The organism is Xanthomonas sp. WCS2018Noco2-27 (assembly GCF_031843525.1).
Taxonomy (GTDB): domain Bacteria; phylum Pseudomonadota; class Gammaproteobacteria; order Xanthomonadales; family Xanthomonadaceae; genus Xanthomonas.
On record NZ_JAVTIK010000004.1, the window covers coordinates 305175 to 329064 of the forward strand.

General features: G+C 60.9%; 13 protein-coding genes. 3 read left to right on the plus strand and 10 right to left on the minus strand.

The window, feature by feature from the left end; translation table 11 throughout:
• Window positions 1–14 precede the first annotated feature (14 nt).
• On the minus strand, window positions 15–2924 hold the full coding sequence (locus tag RQH86_RS10330; protein ID WP_311238712.1) for a TonB-dependent receptor: 2910 nt from the start codon (window positions 2922–2924) through the stop codon (window positions 15–17).
• Window positions 2925–3759: 835 nt separating this feature from the next.
• Here RQH86_RS10330 and RQH86_RS10335 point away from each other — a divergent pair.
• Together RQH86_RS10335 and RQH86_RS10340 are read left to right on the plus strand one after the other, a co-directional pair.
• Window positions 3760–4401, plus strand: a complete 642-nt coding sequence (locus tag RQH86_RS10335) for a DUF1629 domain-containing protein (RefSeq protein ID WP_311238665.1) — start codon at window positions 3760–3762, stop codon at window positions 4399–4401.
• Between the two features lie 35 nt (window positions 4402–4436).
• Window positions 4437–4694, plus strand: coding sequence for a hypothetical protein (locus RQH86_RS10340; protein ID WP_311238666.1), 258 nt, complete (start codon window positions 4437–4439; stop codon window positions 4692–4694).
• Here the strand turns inward: RQH86_RS10340 and RQH86_RS10345 are convergent.
• The 4 genes from RQH86_RS10345 to RQH86_RS10360 form a co-directional block, all read right to left on the minus strand.
• Window positions 4689–5657 (minus strand): alpha/beta hydrolase-fold protein, encoded by a 969-nt coding sequence (locus RQH86_RS10345; protein ID WP_311238667.1) that lies wholly within the window; start codon window positions 5655–5657, stop codon window positions 4689–4691. The two genes, RQH86_RS10340 and RQH86_RS10345, sit on opposite strands and share 6 nt — an antisense overlap.
• A 394-nt stretch (window positions 5658–6051) precedes the next feature.
• Window positions 6052–8718, minus strand: a complete 2667-nt coding sequence (locus tag RQH86_RS10350; RefSeq protein WP_311238668.1) for a M1 family metallopeptidase — start codon at window positions 8716–8718, stop codon at window positions 6052–6054.
• 502 nt (window positions 8719–9220) lie between these two features.
• Window positions 9221–10600 carry a D-serine/D-alanine/glycine transporter gene (gene cycA, locus RQH86_RS10355; RefSeq protein ID WP_311238669.1) on the minus strand — a complete coding sequence of 460 codons (1380 nt, stop codon included), beginning with the start codon at window positions 10598–10600 and terminating at the stop codon, window positions 9221–9223.
• A 733-nt stretch (window positions 10601–11333) separates the two neighbouring features.
• A complete protein-coding gene (locus RQH86_RS10360) occupies window positions 11334–11729 on the minus strand; it encodes a helix-turn-helix domain-containing protein (protein ID WP_236699239.1) in 396 nt (131 codons plus the stop codon).
• An 83-nt stretch (window positions 11730–11812) separates the two neighbouring features.
• Here RQH86_RS10360 and RQH86_RS10365 point away from each other — a divergent pair, with 83 nt between their 5' ends.
• Complete coding sequence (locus tag RQH86_RS10365; RefSeq protein ID WP_311238670.1) at window positions 11813–12559, plus strand: glucose 1-dehydrogenase; 747 nt, start codon at window positions 11813–11815, stop codon at window positions 12557–12559.
• Window positions 12560–13111: 552 nt separating this feature from the next.
• Here the strand turns inward: RQH86_RS10365 and RQH86_RS10370 are convergent.
• The 5 genes from RQH86_RS10370 to RQH86_RS10390 form a co-directional block, all read right to left on the minus strand.
• A protein-coding gene (locus RQH86_RS10370) for an IS3 family transposase (RefSeq protein ID WP_311238671.1) occupies window positions 13112–14214 on the minus strand; the annotation gives its coding sequence in 2 pieces (ribosomal slippage) (window positions 13112–13956 and window positions 13956–14214; 1104 coding nt in all).
• Between the two features lie 225 nt (window positions 14215–14439).
• Window positions 14440–17100: a glycoside hydrolase family 3 C-terminal domain-containing protein gene (locus tag RQH86_RS10375; RefSeq protein ID WP_311238672.1), complete on the minus strand. Its 2661-nt coding sequence runs from the start codon at window positions 17098–17100 to the stop codon at window positions 14440–14442.
• Between the two features lie 308 nt (window positions 17101–17408).
• Window positions 17409–20102 carry a glycoside hydrolase family 2 protein gene (locus tag RQH86_RS10380; RefSeq protein WP_311238673.1) on the minus strand — a complete coding sequence of 898 codons (2694 nt, stop codon included), beginning with the start codon at window positions 20100–20102 and terminating at the stop codon, window positions 17409–17411.
• Between the two features lie 21 nt (window positions 20103–20123).
• Window positions 20124–22553: a family 20 glycosylhydrolase gene (locus tag RQH86_RS10385; protein WP_311238713.1), complete on the minus strand. Its 2430-nt coding sequence runs from the start codon at window positions 22551–22553 to the stop codon at window positions 20124–20126.
• A gap of 268 nt (window positions 22554–22821) precedes the next feature.
• Window positions 22822–23889, minus strand: coding sequence for a glycosyl hydrolase family 18 protein (locus RQH86_RS10390; RefSeq protein ID WP_161963124.1), 1068 nt, complete (start codon window positions 23887–23889; stop codon window positions 22822–22824).
• Between the last annotated feature and the right edge of the window lies 1 nt (window position 23890).

Genomic DNA, 23890 nt, shown 5'->3' on the forward strand with positions numbered 1-23890 from the left:
CATGCACCGCTGCGCTAGAACGCGTACTTCACCGTCAACAGCGCTGTGCTGCCCGCATCGACGATGTCGGAGATCGCCAGATTCTTGCGGCCCACATGCGCCCAGTAGCTGTATTCCTTGGTCAGGTTGGAGATCGATACGTCCATGCTCACGCCGTTGTCGAAGCGGTAGCCGGTGTGCAGATCCACGCGCCGGGTCGGGCGGGCCCACAGGTCGTTCCACGGCGCGCCTTCATGCAGGAAGTCGTAGCCCAGCAGGTACGAGCTGCTGAAGTGATAGCTCAGGTTCAATGAAAAACCGCTGTGTTCGTAGAACAGTTCCAGGTTGGCCATCGCCGACGGCGCCGACTGCATGTGTTCGTTGTCGAAGCCGTCCAGCCCGAGGTCGGCGCGCGCATGCTGTCGGGTGGCATTGGCACTGATGCCCAGGCCGTCGAACGGCGCCGGCAGGTCCTGGAACTTTTGCCGCGCACTGAGTTCCACTCCGTAGATTTTGCCGTCGCCGCCATTGGTGGGCATGTGGTACAGCACCGTGCCGCTGCCGGTGGTGCTGCCGTTGGCCTGGGCCGAGCCAGCGTCGTAGATGTAGTTGCGCAGCTGCTTGTAGAAGCCGGCCAGCGAAAAGAACCCACCGCGTTCGGTAGACCATTCGCCGGAGAGGTCCAGGTTGGTCGATTCGATCGGCTTCAGATCCGGATTGCCTTGGGTGATGGTGGTGACGCCATTGGAGATGTCGATCTGGCTGCCGCCGCCTAATTGCACGAACGCCGGGCGCGTGTAGCTGGTCCAGAGCGACGCACGGTACGCGGTGCGCAGATTCGGCCGCCAAGTCAAGAACACGCTGGGCAGCGGTTCGTTGTAGGAGGTGCTGTTGTGGTCGAAGTAACCGACGATCTGGTTACCGTCCGCATCCACCGGGCTCACCCAGAACGTGTTGTCGATGCCGGTGTGTTCGAAGCGCACGCCCGGCACGATATCCAGATTGCCCACAGTGAAGGTGGCGGTGGCATAGGCGGCGCTGACCGCCTCGGTGCCGCGCATGGTGTTGCAGTTGAAGTTGTTGACGTAGAACGCGCTGCCGCAGGTGTCCAGGTCGTCGTCGGTCAGGTGCTGCGCGATCACGCCGGCCACCGCCGCTTCGCTCACGCGCGGTGTGTTCCAGGCGTATTTACCGGGAAAGATCGACCCATAGGTGCCGGTGAAAATACCCAGGTCGCCCAGCGTGGTGGTGCCGTCCACGCCGCCGGTGTACCAGTCGCGATTGGTGTAGCGGCGGCTGCTCTTGCTGTACTTCACCCCGAACTGCACCGACCGCAGCGCGCCATCTTCGAAGTCGTAGCGAGTATCGAAACGCGCGCCGCCTTTCTTCTGGCCGGAGTAGATCTTGGTCTGTTCGCCATAGCTGCTGGCAAACAACGCCGGGATGTTGTTGACCTGCGCCAGCAGTGCGGGTGTGAGTTGCGGGTACGGGAACGCACCGCCGCCGTAGCGCACGAACGTGTTGCCGGAATAGGCGTAGTTGTCCTGAGTGAACTTGTCTTGCCGCCCGTCGATTTCGACATGGTCGGGGCGGTCGTTGTCACCGAAGCTGTAGAACAGGTTGGGCAGGAAGGTCCAGCCGCCTGCCGTTTTTTTTGCGCCGATCTGGAACGTCGCCAGGTCTGCGATTTCCGGATTGGTTTCGTACCAGAAGCGCGCCGCGATGCGGCCGATGTCGGGCGTGAAACCTCCCGGCGTGCCGCTCGGTACGTAGCGCACATCCTGCGGTAGCAACTGCACGAAGGTGGTGCCTTGCTCGGTCTTGGCGTAGGCGTAGGTCATGCGCGCGTACAGCGACAGGCTGTCGTCCACGTGCCAGTCGAACGAGGCATTGCCGCCGTAACGGCGCTCCCATCCCGCGGCGATACCGACATTCATGCCGGTGCTGGTGAGGTTGTGTTGCGGATCGAAGCCGGCCGCGTTGCCGCCGCTGGCATCGGTGTTCAAGTACTCCCACGAGCCATCGTTGAGCGCGCTGGTGGCGGCGGCCACTTCGCTGTTGGTGGTGGTGCGGTAGTCGTAGTAGGCGCTGGCATACACGCCGAACTGCTGCGCGTCGCCGAACTTGTGCTGGAACTCGCCGCCAAACCCGCCGCCCAATCCATCGCCGCCGTAATCGCGCGCACGGCTTTCCACCCGGCCGCTACCGGTGACGCTGCCGCTGCTCACGTCCTTGAAGTCGTAGGCGGTGGGGGTGCGGAAATCCAGCGTGCCGCCGATCGCATCGCCGTCCATGTCGGCGGTGGAGGTCTTGTTGGCCACGATGGTCTGCAGGCCGGTGGGCGGCAACAAACTCAGTTGCACGCTGCGGCTATACGGCATGCCTTGCGCCACGGTGACGCCGTCGATCATGTTGACGTTGTATTCGGACGGCAACCCACGCACCGAGGCGAACATGCCTTCGCCGCGTGCGGCGCCATCGATGCCGCCGAAGTATCCCGAGCCGGTACTGGTGATGTTGATGCCGGCGATCAGGCCCAGCGCTTCGGCCACGTTGTGCACAGCGGTGCGCTGCAGATCGTTGGCCGACAGCACATCGACGGTATTGGCGGCATTGATCTTCAGATCGCTGGCGTCGTAGCGGTTGCTCACCACGCTGATCGCCTTCAATTGCTTGACCTCGTCCAGTGCGATGGTTACTGCAGCGGTGCCGCTGTCGCCGACCTGGATGCTGGTCTCTACCGCGCTGAAACCGGGGTAGTCCAGATTCAGTGCGTACTGCCCGGCAGGTACGTCGTGGATGACAAAGTGCCCGCCCGCATCGGCCACCGCGCTGTACGCGGTGCCGGCGATGCGTACCTTCGCATTGGCAGCCGGTTTGCCGCTGCTGCGTTCCTTGAGGGTTCCCTCCACCGTGCCTGCCACGGCGCACGTTGCCGAGGCCATGCCGGTCACGGCCAGGATCGCCACGATCAATTGCTTACGGGTCAAACGCTCATGCTTGTGCACATGCCACCTCGCCAGATGCTGGGCCGCGTTACCAGGGGGTAACGGCCTTGCGATGCCTTGTGTCAGGGCAGACGATCTGCACGGCGATACACGCGCACGGCAATAAACGCCACGCGCGATACGTGTGCGAAAGACCGAACGGGAAGTGCGCCGGAGCGTCTGCCAGCTAGAACAGCGTTGCAGGCGTCAGTGGCGTGGCGGCGAGTAGCCGGCGATGCATTTGGAACGCGAGCGCATGGCGCTCAATTTATAGTGCTTGGTCATGCGCGCTGCACCCTCGGGGCAGCGATCGCGGCAACACGGATACGCGGGTGGATACGACGCTGCTGCATACAATCCTCTCCCAGTGTGCGTGCCGCGTGGAAACGCTGTTGCCGTCGATGAGTCGTACCGATCGCCGATGGCGTGGACTGCCGACCGCAGCCAGTGATAGACCTCGTGCTTGAGTCTGTCAAGCAGGTGTGAAGTATGTGCGGACATCATCGTGTTGCTTGCCGATTGCGCACCAATTCGGCCGCGCACAGCAGCGATATGGCGGTCGTGGGATGCAGCGCAACACGTGTCAATAACCCAGCAGGCGCCGGTAACGGCATCCGACTCCTGTTGCAGATCATGCGTACAAAATACTTAAAAGACATTGTTCAAGGAGGGGGTGTTAGCCGTTCTGGATCCAGTCGCTATCCAGGACGGTGGGCGTCGCACGGACAAGGTTAGAGCGGTAAACTTTTGCGCAGATAAATGGGGTGGCAGCTACATGGAGGAGACCGGATACATGGAAACGAAGACGATCAACGGACCCAAGGTCGGTGAGTTTTTCCAATTGCGGCCCGATGCCCGCCGGGGCGGAAAAGGCCACGGCGTGTTCTTCGAGAACGAGAAGGCATTGCTGTCGCCTCCTCGTCTCATCTTGAAGCCAGACGAGGGCGGGTTTCCTCCGTTGCAAGAGACTCCGCGCTTGGTCTACATCCCCAGCGAAGGGGAATTGCCGCAGGACCTGGAGGGTGGCTTCAGTGGCTATTGGTTGGTGTCCCAACGGCTTCGAGAGGTGATGGAGTCCGTGGACGCAGATGCCTTCGTTTTCACTGACGCCGACTATCGCTTGATCGATGGCTCCAGGGGGCCGACCGTCTTCCTTTGCGATGTCGTTCGCACGTTGGATGCCTTGGACGAGGAAGCCTCCGAGCTCGATATCAAGATCAGCGATGACTATGAGGACGGGAAGTATTACAGCTTGGCCGGTGGGAGTCGTTTGGCTTTTAAACGGGACGTGCTTGGAGAGGCCCACGTTTTCAGGCTTCCCTTCCATGGCGGTGTTTTTTGCGATCGGGTGTTCAAGGACGCTGTTGAGGCAGCGGGGATTGGCAATGAAGGCCAATCGGACGGCCTCTGGTTCTACGACGTCGTGAACCGTTGAAGCGAGCCGCGAGCCAATAGGAAGGAGCCTGAGCCATGCCGAACTACCGGACGCTTTTTCAAGATCGCCACAACATCGAGCAGCAAACGCTTAAGAACAGCGAGTTGCTGGCGAAGCTTCAAGAGACTGGCCGGTTCGACATCCACGCGCCGGAGAATCGCCTGTTCCTGCCGTCCGCAAAGTTCCCGCTGCATGCGCGAAGCGCACGATTGCCGTTTAGTACGGCTGTGTGGGACATGCCGGCTTTGACTTGCTTGCCAGTAGTAGCCATCGACAGCCCGACCGACTCATAACCCGCGGTTACGAGGCCCCCGGCTCGGGAGTCCGACAATGTGTTGCAATACCGCGCGCAATGAAGCATGGAACATTGCCGCATGATGCAGGGCGGGGGACTCGCGGTAGCGCACTGCAAGACCTGGCAGCGTCGCCAGGCGCCTTGCCAGATGCAATGCTGCATCAGCTGGCGCGCCTTGAATTGCAGTCAATAAGTCTGTGTGATCAGGACGTTCACGGCTACGCGGATCGATCTGGCCGGCTCGCTCTGCTCCACCGAGAAATATCCATATACGCGCGGGATAGTGCGACCCGCCTGCAATGAAGTGCTCCTCGGGCGTGCCTAACAGTGCGCCTTGCCCCCACCATAGTGATGGGCTGGCAGTGGCAAAATCGGTGAACAGGCCGTCGCCGGCATACAACGCGTGCAACACGAACAGTCCGGCCAATGAGTGTCCCCACAGCGCCTGCCTACTGTGATCCAACCGCACGTGGTGTGTGATAGCAGGCATTGCTTTCAGCAGCAGAGCATTGAGCAATGCTTGCGCGCCGCCACCTACCAGCCCGTCTGGCGCATCGGGAGCTTTAAGGAACGGATGGTCGGCCGGCTGGAACGTATAATCGCGAGCGCGGGTAGGCAAATCGATCAGCAGGTCGTGGTCGGCATCGATAAACACCAGCACGGGCGGCGCCGGCAGCTGCGACAACCGGCACAGCAAGACGGTATCGAAGTGGGTAAGCGCCCGGTTACCGTCCAGCATCCACAGCGACGGAAAACCGCGGCTGGGTGGCTGCACACATGGACGTGCAATACGAATGCGCCAGCGACGTCCATTATCTTCATCAATCACTACGCTGTCGAAAAAACGGTAGCAACGAGTCGGCGGCAAGCGCTTGCTCGTTGCCCGGATGCCAAGCCTCAGCCGGCCCGAGCTAAGCCTGTTTTGCTGTGGATTGATGCCGCGCCATGTTGTTGAGATCATTGGAGCATTGGGCAGGCGCGACCTAGTAAAAAAAACTGCGCTCGACAAATCACGCCTGAATAATTCAAGTATTTTCTATATGAATCCATGATTTTTGTATCGGGCCTGTTGATTTTTAATAAAAGATTGCGCTAGCAATAAAGAGCTGCACTACCAAAAGCAATACATGCTATTGATACCATTTTTCCGGACTAATTGTGCGTCGTCGTTAAGGTGGGTGACTCGTAATTTGCGTTGAATAGATATTTTTTTAGACGATTTTAATTGAATGTAAATGGAAACAAAGGGTGAAGCGCTAGATCGCTCTTTAGTCCATCAACCAGCCTCAGCCCCACTTGATTTGGACTGAGGGCATGGGGCGAGCAGCAACAGAACGATGCATCTGTAAATGCACTCACTCTTTACGCCCTCTCAGCCAAGCTTCAATTTCCGGAACCCGTCGCTCTCGCAGCGTGACGCGCGTTTGAATGGCGGCGATGGCTTTTTCTGCATTGCTGCGTGCGTCTGGCTCAAGATAGTGGTCTGCGTACACCTTGACCTTGTCGGCGGTCTGCCGGTTGGCCGAGGTGGCAACCAGGCGCGTGTAGAAGCCGCTGGGGGAGGTTGCGCCGATCAGTGTGTCTACTTGTTCGCGATGCGCGACTGCGAAGCCAAACGCCAGGTCCGGGTGCTGGCGTGCCGCCTGCGAAATCATGCGCATGCCGATGTTGCCGCCAGGCTCGCTGGTCATGCCTAGGTCAAGTGCACGTTGTGCCAGCGCAGCATCTTGCGTATTCGCAAGCAGCACGTAGTACTGCGTACGCAGCGTGTTGCTGGTCTGTGCCTTGGCCAGAACGTGTAGACGATCCCATGTGGCGGCGTCGGCATGGCGGGACACGATGTCCAACACACTCTTACGCAGATCAGGCGGCAATGCATCGGGATCGGATTCAAACGCGACAAAGCGGCGCCGCGCTTCTGCGACGATGGCAGGCTCGCCCATGGCGCCCAGCGCGCTGAGCAATTGCGCGCGCGCTAGCTTCACCTGGCTGCGCTCGTTGACGCGGCTGTCCCAGCCCAGGTTGCCAAAAGCTGGCGTCAACCGCGACGCCGCGTAGCTACGCCATGCGGCCTGCTCTTTGGGCGCGCCATCGAATACCGTGTCGATTCCGTCGAACAGCTCGGCCACCACCTGCCACACGTCTGGTGGTGCCGTGGATGCCACGCTGGTGGTGAGATCGAGCAGGTCGGCCTCCGGTTGCAGGGCGTTGGTGGCAAGCGCACTGGTGTCCATCAGTGCGCCCATCTGATCCACGACCGGCAATGTGGAGAAACCTGTGCGCAGCACCTTGAAATCAGCGGGCGAATAAAGCGTGCGGAAGTAGCCGTTTTGCCCGGCATTAACCACAACAGGCCCACCGCACCCAGGCAATTGTAGTTGCGCGGTGCCGTCCACCAGCACACGCGTGAGCGTGCCACTGGCACCGCGTACAGCCACCGGTACGCGCCAGCGCAGCGGCGTCTTGTTCGGGCGATCCAGCGTGTACTCGCCCTGCTCCAGATCAACCGTGGTGCTGCCCACAGTGCAGGTGGTGCGCACCTTGATCAAGGGCACGCCCGGTTGCAGGGTGAAGTCGTGCGCCACGTGAGTGAATTGCTTGCCTGGCGCTACGGCATCGAATTGCTGCCAAAGGTCATCGGTGGTGGTGTTGCCGTAGCGATGCTGGCGGATGTAGCGCCGGACACCATCGCGCCATTGCTCGGCACCAAGGTAATCTTCCAGCATCGCAATGATCGCTTCACCCTTGTTGTAGGTGATCTGGTCGAACGCCTGATCGGCTTGCTCCACCGTGGTCACGTGCTGCACCACCGGGTGAGTGGTGGCAGATGCGTCGCCCTGCATAGCACTGCGGCTACGCAGAGCTGGAAACATGTTGTTGCTGTCCCACTCCGGGTGCAGCTTCTGCGTCGTACGCGCTCCCATCCAGTTGGCAAAGCCCTCGTTGAGCCACAGGTCGTCCCACCAGGCCATGGTGACTAGGTTGCCAAACCACTGATGCGCGATTTCATGCGCGGCCACGCCGAAGGCACGTTGCCTGTCGTCAATGCCAGCCACTGCCGGATCCAGCAACAGATAAGCTTCGGCACTGAGAATGGCGCCCCAGTTCTCCATAGCTGCGTTGTAGCGTGCCGGTGCGGCAATGTTGTCTAGCTTTGGCAACGGGTAAGGCTCGCCGAAATATGCGTTGTATTCATGCAGAAGGTTGCGCGACGACTCCAGCGCAAACTGCGCCTGACCCAGCTTGCCGGTCTGGGCCACCACGCCGATCTCGGTGCCATTCTCGGCCTTGATCGTGGCGCGCTCAAAATCGCCAACACCCAGGAACAGTAGATACGTGGACATAGGGGGCGTGCGCTGGAACACCACCCGCTTCAATCCGCCGGCGATCGCGGTGGACTTGGCCACCGATAGGTTGCTGATCGCCATTTGCGCGGCCGGTACATTCACAGCCAGATCAAAGGTGGCCTTGAAGTTGGGCTCGTCCCAGGAGGGAATGAAGTTGCGTGCATTGGCCGCCTCAAACTGAGTAAGCAATGCACGCCGTGGGCCCTGCGGTGTCGGGTAATCAGCAGCAAACAGTCCGTTGGATTGGGTGTTTATCACCCCGCTATAGGCGATGGATAGCACGTAGTTACCGGGCGCCAGCGACTTTTCAAAAGTGAAGCTGGCAGTCTGTTCCTCATCATTGGCGCTGACCATGGCTGGCTGCGGCGTGCCACGCTTGCGCTGGGTGAGCGTGGCGTTGACAAAGGTGAGCTTGGCCGCATGTAGCGTGATGCTGTCAGTGGGTTGCAGCACGACGACGTCAATGGTCACCTTGCCATCAAAGGTAAGTGTATCGGCATGCGGCGTTATCTCTACCGCGTAATGCGTGGGCCTAGCGGAACGGGGCAACTGGGTCGTAACCGTGCTCACCGGCGAGCTTGATCTGCGTTGGGCAGCAGCCCCCCCTTGAGCCAAGGAAGGCAGGGAAGTACTGATCAAAGTCAACGTGATGGCAGCTTGCAGGATGTATCGCACAGTGATTGCCTTGGAGAGGTGGACGCGATATTCGGCTTATATCTAAAGTTATTAAAAAAATATTAGAAAATTATTGTAGGGTGCGAAATACTATGCGCGGGAGCGTAGTTCAAGCCCGCAAGACGCAGGGGCCGCTGAATGGCTAGACGCCATCGATCCGCAGGACTTAATAACTCATCCTCAATAAGTTTCATTATTTATATTTTGACATGACTGTGCTTGCAAGAAATCGCAAGCCATTTTTGCTTTGTGTGGAAAAAATGCCGCAGAATTAGTTTTCCTTATGGGGTTGAGGGTATTATTAGGTCGCCGAATGCCATTTCATTCAAGGCATATATTGGGAATTCAACGAAAAAATAAGAGCTCCGCGCTTGTTAAGCGCGGAGCCAATAAAAGCATTTTATGCAAATTCGGCTTCTTCAAAACAAATTAATGAAATTCATGCTAATCGGCAGGCGTGCTCTCTCCTTGGTAGGAATACTTGCGTTTATTGATGAGTTTATCATTTCTTTTCGCTTGCGCTGCGCGATTTGGCTAGATAACTGACGGCCAGTATCAGGAACCACATCGGGCTGGCCAACAGCGCCTGGCGTGTGTCGGTCTGTAAGGTCAGTAAGACAATTACGAAGGCGAAGAACGCGAGGCATACGTAGCACATCAGCACACCGCCGGGCATCTTGAAAGCTGACACTGCGTGTAGCTCCGGGCGCTTGCGCCTATAGGCGATGTAAGCGCACAGAATCAACGACCACACGAACATGAAGAGCACCGCCGACAATGTCGTGACCAGAGTAAAGGCGGTGATTAGGTTGGGGATTAGGTACACCAGCATGGCACCCAACAACAAGCAAACGCAGGAGAACAGCAAGCCGCGTGCTGGCACTGCTGCACGAGAGAGCTTCGCAAATCCCTTTGGTGCATTTTGCTCTTCGGCAAGGCCGTAAAGCATGCGACTGGTCGAAAATAGACCGCTGTTAGCCGACGAGGTGGCGGAGGTGAGCACTACAAAATTAATCAGACTTGCCGCCGCTGGTATTCCGGCAAGTACGAATAGCTCCACGAACGGACTTTTGCCGGCCACTACCTGCCGCCAGGGCGTCACGGCCATTATAGCGATCAGGGCAAGCACATAGAAAATCAGAATTCGCACAGGAATTGAATTGATCGCTTTAGGCAGGTTGCGATGCGGGTCGGCGGTTTCTGCAGCAGTGGTGCCGACCAGCTCGATGCCGACAAAGGCGAACACTGCGATCTGGAATCCGGCGAAGAACCCGCCAATTCCCATTGGGAACATGCCGCTGTCATTCCACAGATTGGACAGCGATGCCAGGTTGCCGGAAGGCGAACGGAACCCCCACATCACCAGCCCCGCGCCAGTAATAATTAATGCGCAGATGGCGATGATCTTAATTAGTGCGAACCAGAACTCTAGCTCGCCGAAGAGCTTCACTGTCACCAGGTTCAACGCAAGCAAGAGTAATACACAAATCACCGCTGGAATCCACGGCGCTAGGTCCGGAAACCAGAACTGTGCGTAGGCAGCGATCGCGATGACATCCGCAATGGCGGTGATGATCCAGCAGAACCAATAGGTCCATCCACAGAAGAAGCCCGCCCATGGGCCAAGCAAATCTGTGGAAAAGTCGATGAACGACTTATATTCGAGGTTGGACAACAGCAGCTCGCCCATGGCACGCATAACAAAGAACAGCATCGCGCCGATGATCAGGTAGACGAACAGGATTGAAGGCCCAGCCAAGCTGATCGTCTTGCCCGAACCCATGAACAAGCCGGTGCCGATTGCCCCGCCAATGGCGATTAGCTGCAAGTGGCGGTTGGAAAGACTGCGCTGTAGATGATCGGGCGCGGATGGGTCAGGCATGGGGAGCGGACCGGCGACTAATGAGCTGGCTAACGTACATCTTCGTTGATCAGATTGTTGCCTAGTAACGCAAATTGAAACCGCGAAGCGAATGTTTCAAGATTATTGGAAGCGCAATAAAGTTTATAATCGTCACTGCTACATGAGAGCTTCGTAAAAAAAAACGTGAATGCATATTGGCTAATGATTGACTTATGATTTGGCGTGCAACTTTTACTGGCGAGCTCGATTCGTCTTAACCAGCTATCGCTTGGCGTTGAAATAATGGCCTCGGCTGGAACGTGCCGACCAGGAAGCCCGCGGTGGAGATGAATTTCGTTCGAAACACTGAGTAACCTTCTTATGCCTGTGCTGTCCTGCGTGGCAGAGTGGGCCGAGCCGCCGCCGCAGACCTGCGTCCGGAGCGATGGCGCGATGCATGCCAATCTTGTCCGCAACGAGCGCGACGAACGCTCGCACTTGAAGTGGACACATCTATGTTTATCGGGGTTAGGGAGCGTTTAAAAGACTGCGCCCGCCGTGTTGCTGTTCAATGCTTGATATCAGTTGCAGCTGCTCACTGAAGCGCTGCAGATCGCTGGCTTCTCCGGGGCTGGTAAGGCCGTGTGTAGGAGTGAGACTGATAATGAATGCACGAACTGGCTAGGCTGATATTGTTCCACTCCAGTATGCGTACCAGCCGCCGCTCGCGGTCGCTGACCAGCGGCTGGTTCACGCAGCGTAGGATCTTGACCTACGATTTCAAGTTAGGCGCGCCATCTGCGTTGTCCGATGCATAGGCGTTGATGATCGCTGCTACCAGCCCTGGGAAGCGGGCGTTGATTTCTGGAAATCTCGAATGGTTCCGCATCTCAACACCGTGACGCTCGCTGCGGATCAGTCCAGCCTCGCGCAAGATCTTGAAATGATTCGACAGCGATGATTTCGGAATCACGCGATCGCCCAGCTCGGCGACAGAAGCACACGCCTCGACATGGCCGTCAGTGAGGATCTTGGCAAGGATCGCCGCACGGTTGGGGTCCGACAGCGCATGGAGAATCGCGGCGGGTCGAACGTCTTCGATAGCAGGATGAAGTAAGGGTCTCATGGTGATTTTCTGCAGCGCTTGACCTTGGTGGCCATAGTTCATAATATCCGAACTACGGGACTAGGGTGTGCGTTCTGCAGCTCTGGTCAATGTCGATGTCAAAAGTAACAACCGAGGATAGCAACATGAAGAAGCTGGCAGGTAGGGTGGCAGTGGTGACGGGGTCCTCAAAGGGGATCGGCGCTGGCATCGCAAAGGCGTTGGCGGCAGAAGGCGCATCAGTAGTGGTCAACTACGCGTCGAGCAAGGCGGGAGCAGATGCCGTGGTTGAGGCTATCTCCGCAGCAGGCGGCAATGCGTTTGCAGTCCGGGCAGACATCTCCATCGCCATCGAAGCACAGGCACTTATTGAATCTGCGGTGACGCAGTTCGGGCGTCTCGACATACTGGTAAACAACACTGGGGTCTGGGATGTGGGAGCGGTAGAGCACGTCACAGAGGATCAGTACCGTCGCCTGTTCGACGTTAATGTTCTAGGCATGGTCATGACCACACAGGCCGCCATCAAGCATCTTCAAGATGAAGGCAGCATCGTCAACATCTCCTCCTCAATCACCACCTTGCGATCGCCAGGTACATCGCTGTACACCGCTAGCAAGGCGGCCGTGAACGCAGTTTCTGGCGTGTTAGCCAAGGAACTTGCTCCCCGCAAGATTCGGGTCAACGTCGTCAGCCCAGGATTTGTAATCACTGAAGGAACGACCACTGCCGGCATCGTCGGTTCGGAAATGGCAAGTGGCATCGTGGCGCAGACGCCCCTTGGACGTGCAGGCCAGCCGGAAGACATCGCAAGCGTGGTGACGTTCCTTGCATCTGACGATGCCCGATTCGTGACCGGTGAGGAGATCCTGGTCACCGGCGGATTACGCTGACCAATGCCTTCATGCAGCTGGCCTGACCCGGCCGGCTGCAAAAGGCGCGAGACTTTCCTCAATAAGTATGCGGAACTGTTGTGGCGCGTCTACCTGCGGACAGGCGGACACCCCTCGGACGTCCGCGGACACCGTGCGACCAGTAGGGATAACATCTGTCGCGGAAGAGCTTGGCATGGATCCTGCCTGACATACCTGATCTATCAAGGCTCTCATCTAATGGCATCCGTTCCAAAGCACCGCCCGTCTTCGAGCCGCGTACTTTCTGTCTTCTGCGCCGCCTTGGTGCTCGGGTCCGAGATGCTTTCCCCTGCTAGCGCGCAACAGGCCCCACAGTCGAGCACCGCTTATCAGGGATGGGCTGCCATGGCGGACAAAGATGTCGACTTCTCGCTGCAATGGTTCCGGGACCAATCCATCATGGCCGTGTACCCAGATCCTTCAGGGTTCGAGGTCACTCTGTCGAAAGCTCGCAAACAAGCCGATGCGTACCTACAGCGGGTCAAGAATTTTGAGGGCTCGACGTCCCCCCGCAGTGAATAGCGGTCGGATTTAGAGTCCAGAGTTGATGATATGGGTGTTTGCTAAGTGTTGGGCATAAGTAGCCGGCGTCATGCCGCCGATTGCCTTCTTGGGTCGTTCCTCGTTGTATTCGCGTCGCCAGCGTTCGATCTCGGTGCGCGCATGCAGCAGTGTTGGGAACCAGTGTTCGTTGAGGCATTCGTCGCGTAGCCGGCCGTTGAAGGATTCGACGTAGGCGTTCTGGTTCGGTTTGCCTGGCTGGATGAGCCGCAACTGCACGCCACGGGCATGTGCCCAGACGACCATGGCCTTGCCGCAAAACTCCTTGCCGTTGTCGGTACGGATGACCTGAGGCAAACCACGACTGAGGGCCAGCCGGTCCAGCACCCGCGTCACGCCATGGCCCGAGATTGCACGCTCCACCTCAATGGCCACTGCTTCGTGTGTCGCGTCGTCCACGATCACCAGACACTTGATCACCCGGCCTTCGGCGGTACGGTCGAAGACGAAGTCCATCGACCACACCTGGTTGGCCCGCGCCGGCCGAAGCAGCGGCTGGCGCTCGCCCACCGGTACTTTTTTCCGCTTGCGGCGACGGACTTGTAGCTGCTGCTCGCGGTACAACCGCTCGACCCGCTTGTAGTTCACCAAGCGTCCTTCCTGTCGCAGTTTGAGATAGATCATTTCCACGCCATGACGGCGATGGTGATGCGCCAACGCACCGATGCGTTCGCGCAGTTCGACGTTGCGATCTTCGCGCGGGCGATAACGCAGTGCACTGGCGCTCATGCCGATCACTGCCAACGCATGACGCTCGCTAGCACCACGATCGATCCACTCGCGCACCAGCGTACGACGTACCGGTGCGCTCACCACTTTTTTCGCAGTGCATCCTTGATCAGGTCGTTCTCGAATAGCTGCTCGGCTAGCAACTTCTTCAGTCGCGTGTTCTCGGCCTCAAGGTCCTTGAGCCGCTTGGCATCGGGCACACTCATGCCGCCGAACTTGCTGCGCCACAGGTAATAGGAGGCCTCGCTGAAGCCATTCCGCCGGCAAAGGTCCTTGATGGCCACGCTCGCTTCAGCCTCGCGCAGGAAGCCAATGATCTGCTCTTCGGAAAAACGCTTCTTCACGTCCAATCTCCTCGGGATAGGAAATTGGACTCCAAACTGGGGCGCTACTCAAAATCGGGGGGCGTCGACCTGGACACAGCTGACGCCGGGTTGAATGGCTTGCGCAACCGCACCACGCTTGAACTCCGCTTTGAACTTCCTTCGCTCGGACATGAGCAATCATCAGGGCCTCGATCGGCTTTCTTGTAAGGTCCGTGATAGCCAGGGTAAACCCGTTAGTAACTCTTACTTCGGCAACGGCGAGCGCCCCGAAATCGACAATGCCGCCGCCTCACCCGCTGCGCCGGTCCCCGGCTGGCCACCACCGACAAATACGCGGTAATCGCCGGCTTCCACCGCGCGCTGGCCGCTGCGGTCCACATCGCTCAGTGCACGCGCATCCAGCGTAAAGGTGAGTTCGCGTTGTTCGCCGGGCGCGAGGTGGACGCGTTGAAAACCGACCAGGCTGCGCAGCGGCGATTGCGGGCGGTCCGGATACTGCAGATACACCTGCGCCACTTCATCGCCGGCGCGGCTGCCGGTATTGCGCACGGTGGTGGTCACCTGCAGCGTGCTGCCGGCTTGCAGCGTGCTGGTGGACAGGCGCGGCGCGTCGTAGGCAAAACTCGTATAGCTCAGCCCATAGCCGAACGGAAACAGCGGCTCGCCCTTGAAGTAGCGGTAGGTGCGACCCTTCATGTCGTAGCTGACGTACGGCGGCAGGTCCTTGGTGGAGCGGTAGAACGTCACCGGCAGGCGCCCGCCGGGGTTGTCGTCGCCGGCGAGTGCGCGCGCGATGGCGGTGCCGCCGGACTGGCCGGGATACCATGCCGCCACGATGGCGTCGGCGTTGGCCTTGGCCCAGTTCAGCGCCACCGCACTGCCGCTCATCAACACCACCACCATCGGTTTGCCGGAGGCTTTGGCGCGTTCCAGCAAGGCTTGCTGTGAGGCGGGCAGGGCGATGTCGTTGCGATCGCCACCGTCGAAGCCGGGCACGTCGATGCGTAGTTCCTCGCCTTCCACATCCGGCGACAGGCCGACGAAAGCCACAACCGCATCGGACTGCGCCACCGCCTGTTCGGCCTCGGCCAGTTGCGCGGCGGCCGGTGCCAGCCACTCCAGGCGCAGGCCCTGGTCCTGGCCGCGATGCTCCATTTCCAGACGGATCTTGCGCGGGCGGGTGTCGTCGAAATGCAGCACGGTTTCCACACTGCGGCCATCGGCGTTGTGCATGCCGGCCGGCACGTGCTTGTCTTCGGCGTTGCCGGCGACCACCAGCTTGTCGTCGATGTAGAGCCGCACCGGGTCATGCCCGGTGCAATCGAAGCAGCGTGCCACGCGCACCGCCAAGGTGTAATCGCCGATGCCCGGCGGCAACAGCTCGCCGCTCCAGCGCACCGCGTAACGATCGGCCGGCACGCCCTTGGCCGGGCTGACCTGATCCCAGTTGAAGCTGATGGTGCGGTCTTGCCGCACCACGCGCGGGCTACCGTCCAGATCGACATTGTCGAAATATTCGCCGCGCAATCCCGGCTTGCCGTCGCTGCGCAATGCGGTTTCCGGAATCATGCCCGGCACACCGGCGGCCAGCGGCGCGCCTTGCGCGTAGCGCACGTGCTGCGCACCGAAGTGCTGGCGCAGGCCGAGCAGTGGGGTGATCGGTGTGGAGGAAGTGCCCTGATAGTTGGCTTCCAGTGCGGCCAACGCATCGGCATTGGGGCCGATCACCGCCAGCCGCGTGCCGGCTTTCAACGGGAGGGTATTGGCGTTGTTCTTCAACAGCACGATCGATTCGGCAGCGGCCTGCAAGGCCAGTGCGCGGTTGGCGGTGTTGTCGATGTCCTTGGCGCCCAGACGCGCATACGGGTCCTTGCGCGGTGCCTCAAGTTCGCCCAGCCGATAGCGCGCGGCAAACAGGCGCACCAGCGATTGATCCAGCAGCGCTTCGTCGACTTCGCCACGTTCGATCGCGGTGCCCAGTGCGCGATACGCATGCCCGCAATTGAGGTCGTGACCGGCCTTGAGCGATGCAGCCGACGAGCCGGCATTGTCCGGGCGGAAGTAGTGGAACTGGGTCATGTCGTCCACCGCATCGCAGTCGGACACCACAAAGCCCTTGAAGCCCCAATCGCCGCGCACGCGGCCATTGAGCAACCAGTCGGCCGCGCACGCCGGTGTGCCATGCAGGGAGTTGTAGGCGCACATCACCGACCAGGCCTGTCCATCGACCAGTGCCGCGCGGAAGGCGGGGGTATAGGTCGCTTCGACATCGCGCGGCGACACGTCCACATCGAAACCATGCCTGCCCGGTTCCGGGCCGCTATGCACGGCGATGTGCTTGGGCGTGGCGATGGTGCGCGGATGGTTCAGATCATCGCCTTGCAGGCCGCGAATGAAGCCCACTGCCAGCTGCCCGGTGAGGAAGGGATCCTCGCCGTAGGTTTCCATGCCACGGCCCCAGCGCGGGTCGCGGAAGATATTGATGTTGGGCGACCAGATGGTCAGCCCCGCGTAACGGGGGTGGTCCTTGCCGGGGCGTCCGGCCAGATTGAACTTGGCGCGCGCCTCGGTGGACACCACCGTGCCCACCTGCTGCATCAGCGCAGTGTTCCAACTGGCGGCCAGGCCGATCGCCTGCGGAAATACCGTGGCATAGCCATTGCGCGCGATGCCGTGCAGGCCTTCGCTCCACCATTCGTAGGCGGGGATGCCCAGGCGCGGAATGGCCGGCGCATCGTTCATGGCCTGTGCCACTTTTTCGTCGCGGCTCATCTGCGCCACCAGCGCAGCGGCGCGTTGTTCGGGGCTGACGCTGCGGTCGACGGTGGCGGCGTGCGCGATGCACGGCAGCCCAAGGCTCAGGCCCAGCGCAATGGCAAGGCGCGATACAAACACGGATGACATCAGTGCACTCCTGCGCAGTGGCGCTGCCGCCATGCGTCTTTTTTTGTTTTTGTTATTGAGGCGGGGGCGACAAGGGGATTACTTTCTTACGGACAGCGTTGCCCTCATCCGCCCCTGCGGGGCACCTTCTCCCGCAGGCGGGAGAAGGAGATGCTCTCGGTGTTCGGGTGGCAAGTTGCTCGGGTCCCAATGGGAAACGCGATTCACTCGTTCTGTTGATCGTCCTGCAGTTGATCGCCCTGCAATCGCCAGAGGTTCCTTCTCCCGCCCTGCGGGAGAAGGTGCCCGCAGGGCGGATGAGGGCCGCATCACTTCGCTTCGGCTGGCTCCGGCGGCGCGCCGGCCAGCGTGCTGGCCAGGTCGCGCACCTGCAGCGCGGCCTGCACCTGCGCCAGCGGCAGCTTGCTGGAGACGTGCACCGTCAGTGGCTCGCCCGGCAACAGGTCGAAGGCGTTGTCGGCCACGTTCACTTCCAGATCGCCGAACGACAACCACACCTCGCGCGCCAGCGTGTCGCTGCGCAAGGTCAGCGCGTAGCCATCGCCATCGGCGCGCCATTGGCTGTCGATCTTGGCGGTGGGCAACGCCAGCTGCTTGGCCGGCGCGAAGAACACCACTTCGCGCGACAACGGCTTCTCGCCATCGAACAACTCGAACACCGCATAGCTGCGCTTCGGGTCGGCCTTGCCCAGCAATTGCGCATCACTGAAGTTGCCCACCTGCAGGCTGCTCAGCGGTTTGACGCTGGCTTTTTGCTCGCGCTTGCTCAGCACCTTGCCGTCCATGCTCATCACCCGCATGCGCCAACGCGCATCAAGCGGCGTGGTGCGGTCCGACACCAGCGACACCTGGGTCTGGCCCTTGTCGTTACGCAGCGCGGCGATCATCTCCGGCGCATAGAAGCGGCGCGCGTGGTATTGCAGCGCCTTCCAGCGGCCGTAGTAATCCACGCTGGACCACGACGCACCCGGCCACACATCGTTGAGCTGCCAATACAGCGAGCCCATCGATTGCGGGCGCGAGGCACGCAGGTGCGAGGCAGCCAGGTTGATGCCTTCGGCCTGCATCAACTGGCTCAGATACACGAAGCTTTCGAAGTCCTTGGGCTCGCCGAATTCGCGGCGGATGTACAGCATCAGCCGCTTGTTGCCATTGCCCTTGTCGAACTTCTGATGCGCGCGCATCACCGGCGATTCCGGGTCCATGTCGGCGGCATCGGCAAACACACGCACGGTGCGCATGTCCGGGAACGACTGCAGGCCGTATTCGGACATGAAACGCGGGGTGACGTTGAGGTATTCGGTCACCGGCAGGGCCGGGCCGCCCCACACTTTCCAATAATGCATGTCGCCGTCGTTGGCCTGGTCGGCACCGCCGTCGAAGTCGGTACCCGGCGAGGTGGCCCAATACGGCACATCGCTATCGTAGGTGGCCACCACTTCGCGGAACACGGTGCCGAATAGCGTGGTCATGCCGCGCTCGATGCGGGTGCGTTCTTCCGGGTCCACCGACTGCTTGAACTTGACCCGATCGCCCCAGTTTTCCCAGCCGGTCTGCACTTCGTTGTTGCCGCACCACAATACGATGCTGGGGTGATCGCGCAGGCGCTTGACCTGTTCTATCGCCTCCTGCCGCGTGTTCTCGCGGAACTCCACGTCGTACGGCGGCACCGCGCCACCGAACATGAAGTCCTGCCAGATCATGATGCCCAGCTCGTCGGCCACCTCGTAGAAGTGATCGTCCTGGTAATGCCCGCCACCCCACATGCGCAGCATGTTCATGTTGGCATCGCGCGCATCCTGCAAGGTGCTGCGCATGCGCTCCTGGCTGACGCGCGAGGGGAACGCATCCAGCGGGATCAGGTTGGCGCCCTTGGCGAAGATCGGGATACCGTTGATCACGATCTCCATGCTCTTGCCCCACTTGTCCTTTTCGCGGCGCAACTCCACCGAACGCAGGCCGGTGACGCGCTTGATCTGCTGGCTGTCGCCATCGGCATCGCGCACGGTGGCCACGAAGGTGTAGCGATCCTGTGCGCCGTAGCCGGCCGGGAACCAACGCTTGGGCTTGGCAATCCGCACCGCCAGATCGATGCGGTTCTGGCCCGGGTCGATCACCGCGTCCTGGGTGAACTGGCCGACCTTTTGTCCATCCGGACCCAGGACATCCAGCGTCACCTGCACCGGGCCGCTGCGGCCGGCCTGCAGTTCCAGTTGCGCCTGCAATTGCGCGCTGTCAGCGTCCACGCGCTGCTGGTCGATATGCAAGCCGTCCACGCGCACGGCATCCCATGCTTCCACGCGCACATCCTTCCAGATGCCGGCATTGACCATGCGCGGGCCCCAGTCCCAGCCGTAGCTATACGGTGCCTTGCGCACGTAGGTGGAACTGTGGCGTCCATCCGGCTCGTCGCCGAACGCCGAATCGTAAGCACCGGGCAACGCATACGGCTGCTTGGCCAGCCAGGGCTGAATCTTCTTGATCGGCGAGAAGAACGTGATTTCCAGCACGTTGTCGCCGCGCTTGAGCAGCGATTTGGCGTCCACGCGCCACTGCCGGAACATGTTGTCGGCACTGAGCAGCTTCTTGCCGTTGAGGGTGACCTCGGCCAGCGTGTCCAGGCCATCGAACACCAGCTCCACATGCGCGCGCTTGAGCGTGTCCGCATCCACGTTGAAGCGGGTCTGGTATTGCCAATCGCTTAAGCCCGCCCACTGGATCTTGCCCTCGTTGTCGCGCAGGAACGGGTCTGGCACCACCTTGGCGGCGATCAGATCGGTCTGCACCACGCCCGGCACCTGCGCCGGCATCCAGCTGGCCGCCTTGGGATAGGTCTTTGCCTGTTCCTGCCCCGGCATCAGGCGCACCTGCCAGCCGCTGTCCAGGGTCACTGCCGTGGGCGGTGCCGCCCAGGCCTGCGAGAGTGCAAAGGTCAGGGCAAGCCCGAGCCGGGCGGGGGTGAGCAGGGACAGTGCGGGGGCAGTGCGGTGCGACAGGGGCATGGGTGAGTCTCCTTGGATGGATCAGCGCGTGGCGGCGGGGGGCGCCTGCGCGGTGGTTTCAATCAGTTGGACGGCGCCGATGGCATACAACGGGCCGCGAATCGGCGCAGTGAAGCGCAGGCACAGATCGTGGGTGCCGGTGCGTGCAGGCAACGGCGTTTCCAGGGTGAATTGTTCGCCCAGGGTGTCGCTCTTGGGCAGTTGCACGCTGGCGATCAGTTCGCCTTCGCAACCCTGGCGCACTTCCAGCTCGCCGCCGCGGGTCTTGGCCGGGTACTGCACCACCTTGGATTGCTCGTGCGCCAGGCCGAAGTTGTTGGGCAGGCGCGCGGCCTCGATGCGGATCGCGCCGATGCCGTCCAGGCGTGCCTGCGGATACAGCCGGCAGGCATGAAACAGATCGACGTTGTAAACCGGTGCATCGGCGCCGGTCATCTCCGGCAGCAACGGCAGGCGCAGGCCGAGCGCGCCGGTCTCCACGCAATCGCGCAGGCCTTGCGTGTCCACGCGCAATAGCGATGCACGGTCGAAGGTGCGGCTGCGCGTGGCGGCCAGCGGCGCGCCGTCGGCGGTGAATGCGGTGGCCTTGACCGTGGTCGGCAGGTTGATCGTAAACGGCGCCTCATAGCGCGGCGATGCAGGGCTAGGGTCGCTGCCGTCCACGGTGTAGTGCAGTGCGCCTGCGCCAGTCTGCGTGTTCAACGCTACCTTGGCCGGGCTGCCGGCGAGGACCGGGTTGGGGCCGTTTTCCATGGCGATATCGGCAGCAAATGCGCCGTCGCTGTAGGCGATGTCCAGTGCCTTGTAGCGCTGCAACTGCGCCGGCAACCGCGCCAGAAAGTTTTTCCACTCGCGTGCGTTCGGCGGCGACCAGGTCATCTCCGCTACCGCCGCCAGACGCGGGAACAGCGCGTGGTCCACATGCCAGCGCGAGGGGATGTATTCGGACCACAACGCGCCTTGCGCGCCCAGCACATGCCTGGCCTGCTCGGCGGTGAGGTCGCTCGGGACCGGATCGAACGCGTACACCTTCGACAATGGCAACACCGTCAGACGACCATTGGGCTCGTCGCTACGCGTGGTCTGCAGGTTATCCAGATACAGCCAGTTGCCCGGTGCCAGCACCACATCGTGTCCCTGTCTGGCGGCGGTGACCGCACCTTCGACGCCACGCCACGACATCACCGACGCACTGGCCGGCACGCCGCCTTCCAGAATCTCGTCCCAGCCGATCATGCGCCGGCCGTGCTTGGTGAGGTAGGTCGCAAGCTGTTCGTTGAACCAGCCTTGCATGGCATGGGCATCCTTGACGCCCAGCTTGCGCATCTGTGCACGAACAGCCGGCGAGGCTTCCCATTGATCCTTGACCGCCTCATCGCCACCGATGTGGATATAGGTCGACGGGAACAACGTCAGCACCTCGTCCAGCACATTGGTGATGAAGGTGAGGCTGCGTTCGCTGGTGTTGAACAGATACGGGTTGACGCCCCAGTCCACACCCACCTGGGTGCGCACGCCGGGGACGCCCACCTCTTCCGGGTAGGCGGCAACGGCTGCTTGCGCATGGCCGGGCATGTCCAGCTCGGGCAACACGGTGATGTGCAGGCGTGCCGCATACGCGACGATTTCGCTGATCTGCTCTTGCGTGTAAAAGCCGCCGGAGCGCTCTGGTGTGCCGTGTCTGCCGGCACCCGGCGGCGTGCGCCAAGCACCGACCTCGGTGAGTTTGGGGTAACGCTTGATTTCGATGCGCCAGCCCTGGTCATCGGTGAGATGCCAATGCAGCACATTGAGCTTGTGCACCGCCATCGCATCGAGCACATGCTTGACGGTATCCACGTCGTGGAAGTGGCGGGCCACGTCCAGATGCTGACCACGCCAGCCAAAGCGCGGCCAGTCGCGGATACTGACGCCGGGCACGGCCACCGCGCCCTTGCGCGCATCCGGGGTCATCAATTGCCAGGCGCTGATTGCTCCATAAAACATGCCGGCGCCATCGCGCGCGGCAATGCGGATACCGGTGGCGTCCACATCCAGGCGATAGCCTTCTTTCTGCGTCACCGCTGCCTGCGCATTGCGTTCCAGGCGGATGCTGGCCGGTGAGGGCGTGGCTTCTGCACGCACTTCCAGTGCAAGCCCACGTGTGCGCTTGAGCAGGCCGGCAAGATACTCGGCGCTGCGACGCGCATCGGCGTCGCCTGCCACGATCGAGATCACCGTGCCGGTGCCAACGCTGAAACTGCTGGCGTTGCGCTTGGCCTCCACCGGTGCGGGAATCAGCGGCAGCGGCGCAGTTGCGGAAGGTGGCGCCGCCGTCGCGCCTGCGCTGACCGCTGCCGGTGCCGTGCCTGCGTCGCGTTTGCCGCAACCGGTGAGCGCCAGTGCGGCCAACGACAGTGCAAGCAACCGCGACGGCAACTGCATCGATAACGGCTTCTTGCCTGACGGCATGTCCAACAACAGCGCCCTCGACAACAACATGCGTGGCGTACGGCTGGTGTTGGACATCATGCAATCACATCCCGAAGTAGCGGAGAGCGTGTCGCTGCGCGGTTGCATGCGCGCAGCCAAATGGAACAACACCATATCGCATCGACACCATCGCTCGGTCATGCCGACGATGGCGATGCGCGGCAGCCACGCACAGTAGCAAAGCCGCAGCGACTCACACAGGCACTGGCGCACGCTTCATCGGCGTGCACCAGGCATGCAACAGGGATCAGCGCTGCGCGGTCGGCAGCTCGTCCCACACCTTCGGGTCTTCGGCGCCCAGCACCCAGCAGCTGAAACCTTCCAGACCGTATTGCTTGGCCATCTCGTAGCGTGCCTTGAAGCTGCGCGCGTCCGGGCGGAACACCCACTCGCGCATGTCGTCGCGGTAGAAGTAGAACCACGATTCCTGTTCGACCGGATCCCACTGCACGGTAGCGTTCTGTTCGATCGCCAGCGGGAAGGATTCGTCGGCATCGATGTAGGTTGCGGAAATATTCGACGCCTCGGTGCCGTCTTCCTTCACCGGGTTGCCGGTGAACCAGCGGTAGCCATAGGTAGCGATGCCCAGCGAGAGCTTTTCTTTCGGCACCTGGGTAATTGCGTAATCCAGATGCTTCTTCATCCACACCATGCCATCGACCGGGCCGGGCGTGGTCCAGCGGGTGTGCTGGTCGTAGGTCATGATGCTGACCAGATCCGCCGCCTGGCCCAGCGCCTTCAGGTCATACGCGCCGCGCCAGTATTCCCACATCCACTTGGAAAACTGGCCGCCTTCGGCGTGGCCCGGTGCATTGGGCACCACCGCCACCGACATCTTGAAACCGGCCTTGTGCAGCGCATCGGCGGTCTGCTTCACCATCAAGGTGTAGGCGTCGCGATCAGTCCAGGCGATGTTCTCGAAATCGAACTGGAAGCCGTAGTACTTGTGCTGCTTGCCATGGATCAACAGCGATTCGATCATGCGCTTCTTGGCCGCTTCGTCGTGCATCAGCTTGTGGAAGCCGTCGCGGCCGGTGGTCATCGACAGGATCGGCATCACCCGCAGCTTCTTCTGCTTGGCGATGTCGTACAGGTACATATTGGGCGTGCCGTTGACCAGGCCGTTCTGATCCACGCCATACCAGGTCGGCACCACCACATCGATCTTGTCGACGTTGGCAATGAACGAGTTGGTCGATTTCTGCGTGTTCATCAGATAGAACAACGCCGTGGGGTTCTTGGCCAGGGCCGGGACGCAGGCAAATGCCAGCGCAAGCAACATCCAGGTCAATCGTTTGCTCATGGAGGACAACATC

Excerpts from the sequence above, each read along its gene's own strand:
- RQH86_RS10380 (WP_311238673.1), bottom strand. The coding sequence starts at position 20,102 with ATGCCCCTGTCGCACCGCACTGCCCCCGCACTGTCCCTGCTCACCCCC.
- RQH86_RS10330 (WP_311238712.1), bottom strand. The coding sequence starts at position 2,924 with ATGGCCTCGGCAACGTGCGCCGTGGCAGGCACGGTGGAGGGAACCCTC.
- RQH86_RS10340 (WP_311238666.1), top strand. The coding sequence starts at position 4,437 with ATGCCGAACTACCGGACGCTTTTTCAAGATCGCCACAACATCGAGCAG.
- RQH86_RS10375 (WP_311238672.1), bottom strand. The coding sequence starts at position 17,100 with ATGTCATCCGTGTTTGTATCGCGCCTTGCCATTGCGCTGGGCCTGAGC.
- RQH86_RS10390 (WP_161963124.1), bottom strand. The coding sequence starts at position 23,889 with ATGTTGTCCTCCATGAGCAAACGATTGACCTGGATGTTGCTTGCGCTG.
- RQH86_RS10365 (WP_311238670.1), top strand. The coding sequence starts at position 11,813 with ATGAAGAAGCTGGCAGGTAGGGTGGCAGTGGTGACGGGGTCCTCAAAG.
- RQH86_RS10360 (WP_236699239.1), bottom strand. The coding sequence starts at position 11,729 with ATGAACTATGGCCACCAAGGTCAAGCGCTGCAGAAAATCACCATGAGA.
- RQH86_RS10385 (WP_311238713.1), bottom strand. The coding sequence starts at position 22,553 with ATGCCGTCAGGCAAGAAGCCGTTATCGATGCAGTTGCCGTCGCGGTTG.
- cycA (WP_311238669.1), bottom strand. The coding sequence starts at position 10,600 with ATGCCTGACCCATCCGCGCCCGATCATCTACAGCGCAGTCTTTCCAAC.
- RQH86_RS10335 (WP_311238665.1), top strand. The coding sequence starts at position 3,760 with ATGGAAACGAAGACGATCAACGGACCCAAGGTCGGTGAGTTTTTCCAA.
- RQH86_RS10345 (WP_311238667.1), bottom strand. The coding sequence starts at position 5,657 with ATGATCTCAACAACATGGCGCGGCATCAATCCACAGCAAAACAGGCTT.